The sequence below is a fragment of the Nostoc sp. 'Peltigera membranacea cyanobiont' 213 genome (genome assembly GCF_002245975.1).
Taxonomy (GTDB): Bacteria; Cyanobacteriota; Cyanobacteriia; order Cyanobacteriales; family Nostocaceae; genus Nostoc.
In genome coordinates this window covers 1-9,100 of sequence record NZ_NOLI01000215.1, presented here as the reverse complement: position 1 = coordinate 9,100, position 9,100 = coordinate 1, and the positions used below count along the sequence as shown (strand labels likewise).

The following is a 9,100-nucleotide window of genomic DNA, read 5'->3' as shown; positions in this document are numbered from 1 at the left end:
TACAATATTTATATAGAGAAAGCGCCCCCGACCGGAAATCTGAAGCGCTTCTCTATGTCCATTAAGACTTTATCAATCATGACATACCAAATCTACAGCCAACAACAGCTGCAACTGAAATCTATTGCCCGTCTGAAGCAAATCTACAGCGAAATCGCCTGCACAGTCGAAGTAAGCGACAAACGCTGCAAGGACGCATGGATTACTGCGATCGCTAATTACCAAGCAAGCAAAGTTCAGAAACTCACCCCTGCTGCCCCCGACAACCAAGCCCTCGCCCAAGCCGAACTCGACAACTACATCGCAACCCAAGCCCAAGCGATCGCTCCCGAACCCCTCAGAATAGTCGAAATCTCGTTTGACCATCACGAATATTACGCTGGTAATCAACTGGTAGCCAGCATCAGCCATGACGACAACCACTTAACCCAACGCTGGGTAGTAATGGTCAATGATAAAGAAGTATTCCGTGCCAACACTCTAATGCGTTGCGATCGCTTCATCTGCACTCACTATAAAGATGGCTCATTATCTGTGCAGGAAGAAGCAGGGGGGCAGGGAGCAGGGAGCAAGGGAGAAGAAATTTCCCCCCTGCACCCCGCACCCTGCTCCTTATCCTCTTCTACGACCGAAAACCACATCATGGCGCATATCTTCAACGAGTGCCAGAATTATGGGTTTGAAATTCTCGATGATGGCATTTACAACAACAACGGCGTGAAACTGGGGCAAGTCGGATGCACTGAGGGTAACTGGTGGGTGAAGAGGCGTTATTCACGTCAGCAGCAGTATTCTAACTCGGTGCTTGATGCCGTGCGCTCATTGTCGATGGTGGATGTGTCTACTGATGGTAAATCCATTTTTGAGGAATATTTTTTAGATCAGCCCTTAGAACAGCTAACTGGCGATAAATTGCAACGGCTGCTGGAGAGAACGGAGTTAGTCACGGCGTAAGTCTTGGGCTTCGCCTGGGAAAAGGTTAAAGGGTAAGGGGGAAAGGTAAATTTCTTCATTCCCTTCCCCTTTGCCCTTTCCCTAATTATTTATTCACCAATCCCCAATTAAATCTATGAAACCTACGATCTCAATCCCCCAACACTGGGGCTACCCTCGCTTTGATTTGGAGCAGCGTACAGAACAAGGCACGATTCTAGGGCTTTACTACTACCCCTCCGGTACAGAATTAGCTGAACAATTTGATGATGGTTGGCGTTATGTGCTGATGCCTAACAAGAATTCTGATGAAATATCGTACTTGAAAGAGGATCAAATTAAACCGCTCACACCAGAAGAATTATTCTCAGAAATTACCGCAGAGATTAAGTTTTACCAACAGCAAATCTCTATTCTGCAACAACAGTTAGCCGTATTAACCGGAGGTTCCACAAATGCCTAAGACGGTTGACCCCAGTTTTGACCGTAGAGCCAATCATTTGCTGCGTTCGATTCGGCTTTGCGGGGGTTGTGTACCTCTGCACCGTTTGCAATTTCAATTCTCCGATTCAGTAATTCAAACACTACTAGATAAAGAACTGGTGCAAGTACAGAACACGGGGCGCGGTTTTTTGTTGGAGATTGCCGAGGATTTTTAGGTTATTAATCCCAGAGGAGAAAATCATGAAACTTTACGCTAAAACCATTGCACAGACTTTACCTACTTGGGCAACTGTCGTTACAAATAACGCGGATTTATTTGAGGTTTAAATCAATGAATAGCAAAATGTACTGTTTTAGAATTCAGTTAAGAAATTGTCCTGAAATCCAAGGAGAGTTAGTAGAGTTAATTTACAAATTTCCTAGTGGCATTTGGGCTGTAATGGTTGTATGGGAAGGCAATTGTGGACAGAAAAGTGAAAGCTATACAGACAGTTTTATTTTTCTATAAATAGAACACTGTCTAGGGATTTTTGTTGTTAGTGCTAGAGCCTTTTTAACTTGTCAATAACAGGAAATAAATGAAGATTTAAGCATCACTTCCAATCTGAAAAAATCAGGAAAAATCATGAAACTTTACGCGAAGACCATTTCAGCTACTCTGCCAGATTGGGCAACCGTCGTTACAAAGAGTGCAGATTTATTTGAGATTGAAATCAACGATGAACACCCGAATTTTCAATCTCTGCTTGAAGAGTTAGAAACCGAAATTGAACCAGGAACAATAGGTGTTAAAGCTGTTCGCGGAGCGTGCCGAAGGCAGGATTTATGCTCACGGCTGGGTATTGAAATGTCTAGCCCCAGCCTCCACCAATTAGTTGAACAAGCTCAAACTCTAATATCCCTTATTGCTACACACCCAGACTACAGACAACTGTTGGACTTGGGATATACCCCTGATTTAAACATTGCCGATGCTCAAACTGCACTGGCTTATTTGCAATGGGAGTTAGAGCGTAACCCTGAACCTTCTAATTAGTAAAAAAGCGTTCACCTAAAGGAATGCCATTACTTTAGGTGAACGCACGGAAGTTTTTCTCCCGCTACAGAATTCCCATTATTGCACACAGAACACTAATCAATGAAACTTTAACCGAGGTGAACATGGTTACTGAAATAAAACTAGGTTTATGCAACCCTCCCGAACCGATTTATCTCTATGTCACAGTAGTCGAAAAAATCATCAGTGAAGCGCACATCGATATCCCTGATGGGCTAAATCAATCCGCAATCAGACAACACATCGTAGACCGCTACAACACTGGGGAAATGTCCACAGATATGAACATCTTTCAAGTTGACTTTGAATCAATCAGCGCTCGAATTGTACAAGGACAATCTGATGCTAAATCTGCATAAATATGGGAGGTAATCAGATGAGTATCAAATGGACTGATGAGGAACTCGCAATTATTGAGGCGAAAGCTGAAGTCTATACAGTTAAACAAATAGCTTCAATCCTAAAAAGGCGAGGATATCAACGCACACCAATTGCAATTTATCTGAAGTTAAATAGCTTAGGTTATTCAGCCCGTCCCACTCTTGATAACTATTCTTGTAAAGAAATTGCTCAAGTTCTTCAATTGAATTTCTCAACTGTCACAAGGTGGGTAAAAAGAGGATGGCTCAAAGCCACAAGACGCTCTGCTAGACATTACCAAATTCGGAAATGGGATTTAAAACAGTTTTTTGACAATCCCCCACAATCCATTAAAAAACGTATTGCTGCTCTTGATGTTGAAGCGATTAATTACCTATTAGGAAGAAAAGCATGATTGACCACGTTAATGCACTTCAAACAAGTTGGTATCTCTCCCCACCTTGGCGTGGAACAATTCCACCCCTTGAGGTGAATTTACTGGAGAGAGTTTTCCTGCGAACCACAAGAACATTCGGTTACTGCTGCGGTATGCAATGGAAGCACGAATGTTGGATTTATTCAATTGATTGCGGTAAAGAAATCCTCCACGCCACACAGAACCAAATCATCGGGACTGGAGAGCTAGAAAGTATCACTGTGCAAAAACCTGCTTTTGTTTTGGGCGAAAGAGTGATCCTTTGCTCTCACGATAAAGGAACAAAACAACGGCTGATTCTGGGGATTGCGCTGGTGCATAATTCTTGGTTTTACATCGTTGAATTGATGTCGCCAACGTTAATTAAGACACCGACTATATCGAATCGTTTCTCACTGGTTGGTGAAAAAAGTTTGGTGCGGGTAAATGTTTAATTCTTTCTAATTACACAACGAAAAATTATGTCGCAAATTGAAATTGCCGAAATCATCGAACAGATTAAAGAAGAGATTGAAGTTGACGCTAATGGTCAGGCTAAAGCGAGTATTCGAGCAACTGCAAGGCTAGCTGGAGTAGACCACGCTGCAATCATTAATCATCTTCAAAGTGGTGAACTAAAACCGACTAAATTAGCTCAAAGCATTATCATACAAGGATTTGAGACTGGTGAACTTCGAGAGTGGAGAACCATCGGTATCCCTGATATGGCGATCGCAATTATCCTAGAGTACTACGCTTACGAAGCTGGGCGATACTGTACTAAGCAAGCCAGATTGGTATGCCGTTCATTCAACACCATCGGCATTCGGGCATGGATTCAAGACAAATTGGGCTGGACTAAACCCGCCTCTAATAGCGAAACTGCGATGACACAAATACAGTTACTCGCAGCAATCGCTCAACAGATGGCACAGCAAGAACAATATTTATTGGAGCAACAACAGCAACAAACTCAAATCTTGGCGAGACTCAAAGCTGTTGAAGTTGAACAAGACAGAGTAAATACACCCTGCGGACATAAATACAGTGTTGTCGGTTTCGCCAATCTTCAAGGTTTAGAAATATCTGTAAAGGAAGCCGGTACTAAAGGTCGAAAGGCAAGCGCATTGTGTCGCAAACAAGGAATAGAAATAGAACGCATTCATGACCCACGTTTTGGAAAAGTCGGTTTGTATCCAGAAAGTGTGTTGATTGAGGTTTTCTCTACTGGTCAAAACTAACAGCAATTGTCTTCAGAATACTTTCTTTAATTGGAGAAAAGTACCATGCAACAACTCAATTTATTTGCTGAATCAACCCCAGTTTTACCAGTCACCTACTACCCCGATTTCTTAAGTCAGGAACTTGCCAATGAACTTTACCAACACTGTTTGAAACTGGAGTGGCAGCAGAACCAAATCAGGATCGCGGGTAAAACAATGCCTGTCCCCCGCCTGGAGTGTATTTATGGTGATGCCGGATGTGATTACCTTTACTCGAACAGCGTGTTTTTGAAACCCCTGACTTGGACAGAAAAACTCGCTTACTTGCGGGACAAAATCACTGCGTTAACTAGTTACAAATTCCGTATCGTCATTGGTAATCAGTACCGGACAGGTATGGATTCAATCGGGTGGCATTCCGACAATGAACCATCGATGGGATTCAACCCTGCGATCGCATCAGTCAGCCTGGGGTCATGTCGCAAATTCCAAATCAAACCGAGATATGGCAAACCAACCGACTTCTGGCTGGAACACGGCAGCTTACTTGTGATGCACCCCGGTTGTCAATCAACCCACCTTCACCAAGTTCCTAAGACCAACAAAGTCGTTAGCACCCGAATTAATCTGACTTTCCGACCACATACCGGAGGTGGGAGATGATTCTGACTTGACTCAGATCATGTAAAGTGACAGTTTCTTAGTTCATGTGTACTAGTTAGTCTGGTTAAAAAGCAGTCAATAGGACGAAAAAAACAACTACCAATACAAGTCCTGTTGATTGCTTCCCTTAAAACCACGCTTCTTTAACCCGTGTCTACGTAACTCACCTAAAAGGCGGTATGACTCAATACCCCAAGCTTTGCATTGCTTCAAAATACTGGAGGGGATATGAATATAATCGAAACCGATTCTCAAGCTCTACACTTACAAGAATGGTTAAATAGTGGCGTTGACGAAGAAATCATTGCTCTGAATGTGCGATCGCTGTCTGGGACTTTACCTTACGAATATCTCCTCTACAGTCCCAAAATCTCCCGTCGCAATGATGGGCGATTACGCGATCGCGATTTAAAGAAGTACCAGCAGATTGAATTAGGCGGCTGGTGGTGCAGTGGAATTGACCCCCTCAACAACTACGTCAGTATGATGTGGGGCTGTTTCAAACCTGACCATCCCCGACGCGACCGCCAGAAGATCCACAAGTTTATCAAGTACGAGCATCCATTCAGAGAAGAGACACGCGCTTTCTTCCTTTTAATACCGAATCGCATTTGGGTGAAAGTTTCCAATCGTAGCGGCATCCCCATTACTGAAGAAGACTTGCAGCATCCCGGCGGTTTCTGGCACTGGGTTTGGCGGCACAACGTCCCAGTTACAATTGTCGAAGGTGTCAAGAAAGCGGGGGCATTACTAACTGCTGGTTATGCAGCGATCGCTATTCCTGGTGTCAATGCTGGATACCGCACCCCCCAGGATGAGTACGGTACTGCCATCGGTAAACCATCCCTGATTCCAGACTTGAAATATTTTGCAACACATGGGAGACAGATTAATATTTGCTTTGACCAGGATAACAAGCCAGAGACAGTCCAGCGAGTCAGAACCGCTATCAGTCGCATGGGACGGCTGTTGGTAAATGAGGGTTGTTCGCTGCGGGTGATTGATTTACCTTTTGGGCAAGAGAAAGGTGTTGATGATTTTATCGTTGCCAAAGGTCAGCCAGCATTTGACGCACTCTACAACACAGCCGTTGCACTGGAGTTGTGGGAGATTAAGCTGTTTACTCTGTTAACTTATCCGCCAGCGATCGCTCTCAACCAAAGATTCCTCGGCCAACTTCTCGTCCCGGAAGGTGAAAAGCTGATTATCCTCAAAGCTCCCAAAGGAACAGGTAAAACCGAATGGCTGGCAACTGAGGTGGCGAAAGCACACGACCAAGAGAGACGGGTATTAATAATCACCCATCGCATCCAGCTAGGTGAGGCGTTGTGTAATCGGTTTGGTGTTAACTATGTTACCGAAGTCCGCACGAATGAGACAGGCACATTGTTAGGTTACGGGGTGTGTGTTGATTCGCTGCATCAAGAGAGCCAAGCACGATTCAACCCTAACGACTGGTCAAATGATGTCATTATTATTGACGAGTGCGACCAAGTATTCTGGCATTTACTTAACTCTGGTACTGAAGTGCAAAAACGTCGAGTGTCCGTTCTCAAAAATCTTAAACAACTGGTACAGAATGTTTTAGGCAGCAGTCAGGGAAAGATTTATCTATCAAGCGCCGATGTTTCTGACACCGATGTAAAGTATGTTTTATCACTCGCTGGGGAATATCGAGTTAATCCGTTTGTCATCGTCAACAACTATCGCCACGTAGCTGGTAACTGTTACAACTATTCTGGCAGTAACCCGAAGAATCTTATCGCTGCACTCGACAAAGCGATATCTATTGGGGGGCATCATTTACTCTGCTGCTCTGCTCAGAAAGCCAAGTCTAAATGGGGAACCCAAGCATTGGAGGAACGGTTTCGCCGTAAATTCCCACACCTGCGGATACTGCGAATTGACAGTGAATCTGTTGCTGATCCATCTCATGCGGCTTTCGGTTGTATTGCTCACCTGAACGAAATTCTTACCCAGTATGATTTAGTTATCGCTTCTCCAAGTTTAGAAACTGGGGTCAGCATCGACATTCGAGGACATTTTGATGGTGTTTGGGGGATTTTTCAGGGTGTACAGCCGGTTAATTCTGTGCGGCAGATGTTGGCAAGGGTTAGGGAAACAGTTGACCGTCATATCTGGGTTAGAGAGTGGGGGATGTCGGTTGTCGGGAATGGCTCTACATCCATTGGAGGATTGCTCAGAAGTCAACACGTTGCGACACAAGCGAACATTGCGCTGTTGTCGGCGGCGGACAATGACGATTACAGCTATGTTGACCAGAATTTTCAGCCAGAGTCATTGCAGACTTGGGGCAAGCGTGGTTCTGTAATCAACGTTGAGATGAGGCGTTATCGAGAGTCTGTGCTTGCGGGTTTGGTCGAAGATGGGTACACCGTTATCGATGCTGACGATGCTGATGATGATGAGAGTGGGGCAGTAATTGAGTCGGTTAAGGCGGCATCTGTTGAATTGTATGCTGCTGAGTGTAAAGCGATCGCTAATTCTGATGAACTCTCTGGGGCTGAACTCAAAAAGCTGCAAGACAAACGGGCGAAAACCAAAACTGAACGACACCAGCAGCGCAAGGCGGAATTATCCCGCCGCTACGAAATTGACGTAACCCCTGATTTGGTTGAGAAGGATGACGACGGGTGGTATCCTCAACTGCGGATGCACTACTATTTGACACTGGGGCGGGAGTTTTTGACAAAATGTGATGTTAAACGGGCAGCAGCGCAATTGGAAGCTGGGGAGAATTCGATTTGGAAACCAGATTTTAACAAGGGGCAGCTATTGCCTGCTGTTTTGTTACTCGAAAGCCTCAATCTGTTGCAGTTTCTTACACCAGACGTTCAGTTGCGGGGGTCTGATGAAAAGATGCTGGAGTTTAAAGCGCTAGCTGTAAAGCATCGGCACGTTATCAAAAATTACCTTCATGTCAGTATCTCAGAAAAACTTACTTCCATAGCGATCGCACAGAAACTACTTGCCAAGATTGATTTGAAATTGGATTACGTCGGTCGGTTGGGTAAGCGTGAAAATCGGGAGTGCGTTTACCAGTTTGTTGCACCTGATGACCAACGTGATTCGATTTTTGGACAGTGGTTAAATCGAGATGAAGCGTTTTCAAGGGAATCGGTGTCAGTCACTAATAATATAAGTACAACTACACCAGTCATTGACACCACTCCCCAGGATATTCCTCAAACACTCACGCCCGTGGAAAGTCCTGTTACCCAAGGATGGAAGGGGCTGAACCTGAAAATGCACCTTGGACTCGACAGCGCTGGTCGGTTCTACCAACAGATGGTTTCCCAGCTTGGTGAAGCTATTGGCGTTGCTGATGGTGAACCTTACTGGAATGGGTATTTGGGACAGTGGCAGGTTTGGGTTAACTTTGGGAGCGAGTGTAGGTCTGTGGTGTGCGATTGGCTAGAAGCTGTGTAGGTCAAAGTAGTTCATTGTTCCATCAAAACCGAAAATGTGAGTCGGTTATTGTGCAGTTTCCTATGCGGAAGCAAATAATCTCTTATTGCCAAGCCATTGAAAAAAACAATTGTGTGTTTGTTATCTCCTCCGTCTCCTAAAGTAACTCGTTTAAGGATGCTCATCTTTTTCATCTCAGAGATGGTATTCTCAGAGAAATCCAATTCATGTCTACAGTCGCAACAAAAGGATGATGGAAATAGTTCTACTGCCATCTTGCATACCAGAATAAACCCAGGGCTATTTCATTCTATTTTTACGGCAGTTTTTACGAATCTTTTTGAGAAAAATAATAATTTAGCAACTAATCTGAAAATTTCATCTGGCTTATTTGAGTAGCTGGTTTTATGGCTTTTACTTTTGGCCCAGACTAAATTCCGGGTAAATAGCGTCATGCCAATGAATCAGAACGCGCCCGGAACTCTTCAAAGGTTTCGGGCTTTTTTATTAGTCGAATATGAGGGAGCAGGGGAGCGGCGAGAATAATTAATGCCCAACGCCCAATGCCCCATGCCC

At 44.3% G+C, this 9,100-nt stretch carries 11 protein-coding genes; all 11 read left to right on the top strand.

Annotation, left to right across the window (positions count from 1 at the left end; genetic code table 11):
• The coding region (locus tag CDG77_RS32210) for a hypothetical protein (protein ID WP_223270096.1) at positions 1-954 on the top strand (954 nt) is incomplete at its 5' end.
• Positions 955-1,069: 115 nt separating this feature from the next.
• Entirely contained in the window at positions 1,070-1,396 is a 327-nt protein-coding gene (locus tag CDG77_RS32205) for a hypothetical protein (RefSeq protein ID WP_094333268.1), read from the top strand.
• Positions 1,389-1,592, top strand: a complete 204-nt coding sequence (locus tag CDG77_RS32200; protein WP_094333267.1) for a hypothetical protein — start codon at positions 1,389-1,391, stop codon at positions 1,590-1,592. Before CDG77_RS32205 ends, CDG77_RS32200 begins: the two co-directional genes overlap by 8 nt.
• Before the next feature lie 116 nt (positions 1,593-1,708).
• Positions 1,709-1,885, top strand: a complete 177-nt coding sequence (locus CDG77_RS37095; protein WP_190234127.1) for a hypothetical protein — start codon at positions 1,709-1,711, stop codon at positions 1,883-1,885.
• A gap of 117 nt (positions 1,886-2,002) precedes the next feature.
• Positions 2,003-2,413 (top strand): hypothetical protein, encoded by a 411-nt coding sequence (locus tag CDG77_RS38190; protein WP_223270095.1) that lies wholly within the window; start codon positions 2,003-2,005, stop codon positions 2,411-2,413.
• 125 nt (positions 2,414-2,538) lie between these two features.
• Positions 2,539-2,793: a hypothetical protein gene (locus CDG77_RS32190; RefSeq protein ID WP_223270094.1), complete on the top strand. Its 255-nt coding sequence runs from the start codon at positions 2,539-2,541 to the stop codon at positions 2,791-2,793.
• A 17-nt stretch (positions 2,794-2,810) separates the two neighbouring features.
• Positions 2,811-3,209 carry a helix-turn-helix domain-containing protein gene (locus tag CDG77_RS32185; RefSeq protein WP_094333269.1) on the top strand — a complete coding sequence of 133 codons (399 nt, stop codon included), beginning with the start codon at positions 2,811-2,813 and terminating at the stop codon, positions 3,207-3,209.
• The gene (locus CDG77_RS32180; protein WP_094333266.1) at positions 3,206-3,664 is read left to right on the top strand and encodes a DUF1392 domain-containing protein; all 459 of its coding nucleotides are present in this window, start codon (positions 3,206-3,208) and stop codon (positions 3,662-3,664) included. Before CDG77_RS32185 ends, CDG77_RS32180 begins: the two co-directional genes overlap by 4 nt.
• A gap of 27 nt (positions 3,665-3,691) precedes the next feature.
• The gene (locus CDG77_RS32175; RefSeq protein ID WP_094333265.1) at positions 3,692-4,450 is read left to right on the top strand and encodes a hypothetical protein; all 759 of its coding nucleotides are present in this window, start codon (positions 3,692-3,694) and stop codon (positions 4,448-4,450) included.
• A 45-nt stretch (positions 4,451-4,495) separates the two neighbouring features.
• Positions 4,496-5,095: an alpha-ketoglutarate-dependent dioxygenase AlkB family protein gene (locus CDG77_RS32170; protein ID WP_094333264.1), complete on the top strand. Its 600-nt coding sequence runs from the start codon at positions 4,496-4,498 to the stop codon at positions 5,093-5,095.
• A gap of 228 nt (positions 5,096-5,323) precedes the next feature.
• Positions 5,324-8,545 carry a plasmid replication protein, CyRepA1 family gene (locus CDG77_RS32165; protein ID WP_223270093.1) on the top strand — a complete coding sequence of 1,074 codons (3,222 nt, stop codon included), beginning with the start codon at positions 5,324-5,326 and terminating at the stop codon, positions 8,543-8,545.
• The last annotated feature ends 555 nt before the right edge of the window (positions 8,546-9,100 follow it).

Bases quoted from the DNA above. Each gene is read 5' to 3' on its own strand.
- CDG77_RS32205 (WP_094333268.1), top strand. From the start codon at position 1,070: ATGAAACCTACGATCTCAATCCCCCAACACTGGGGCTACCCTCGCTTT.
- CDG77_RS32200 (WP_094333267.1), top strand. From the start codon at position 1,389: ATGCCTAAGACGGTTGACCCCAGTTTTGACCGTAGAGCCAATCATTTG.
- CDG77_RS37095 (WP_190234127.1), top strand. From the start codon at position 1,709: ATGAATAGCAAAATGTACTGTTTTAGAATTCAGTTAAGAAATTGTCCT.
- CDG77_RS38190 (WP_223270095.1), top strand. From the start codon at position 2,003: ATGAAACTTTACGCGAAGACCATTTCAGCTACTCTGCCAGATTGGGCA.
- CDG77_RS32190 (WP_223270094.1), top strand. From the start codon at position 2,539: ATGGTTACTGAAATAAAACTAGGTTTATGCAACCCTCCCGAACCGATT.
- CDG77_RS32185 (WP_094333269.1), top strand. From the start codon at position 2,811: ATGAGTATCAAATGGACTGATGAGGAACTCGCAATTATTGAGGCGAAA.
- CDG77_RS32180 (WP_094333266.1), top strand. From the start codon at position 3,206: ATGATTGACCACGTTAATGCACTTCAAACAAGTTGGTATCTCTCCCCA.
- CDG77_RS32175 (WP_094333265.1), top strand. From the start codon at position 3,692: ATGTCGCAAATTGAAATTGCCGAAATCATCGAACAGATTAAAGAAGAG.
- CDG77_RS32170 (WP_094333264.1), top strand. From the start codon at position 4,496: ATGCAACAACTCAATTTATTTGCTGAATCAACCCCAGTTTTACCAGTC.
- CDG77_RS32165 (WP_223270093.1), top strand. From the start codon at position 5,324: ATGAATATAATCGAAACCGATTCTCAAGCTCTACACTTACAAGAATGG.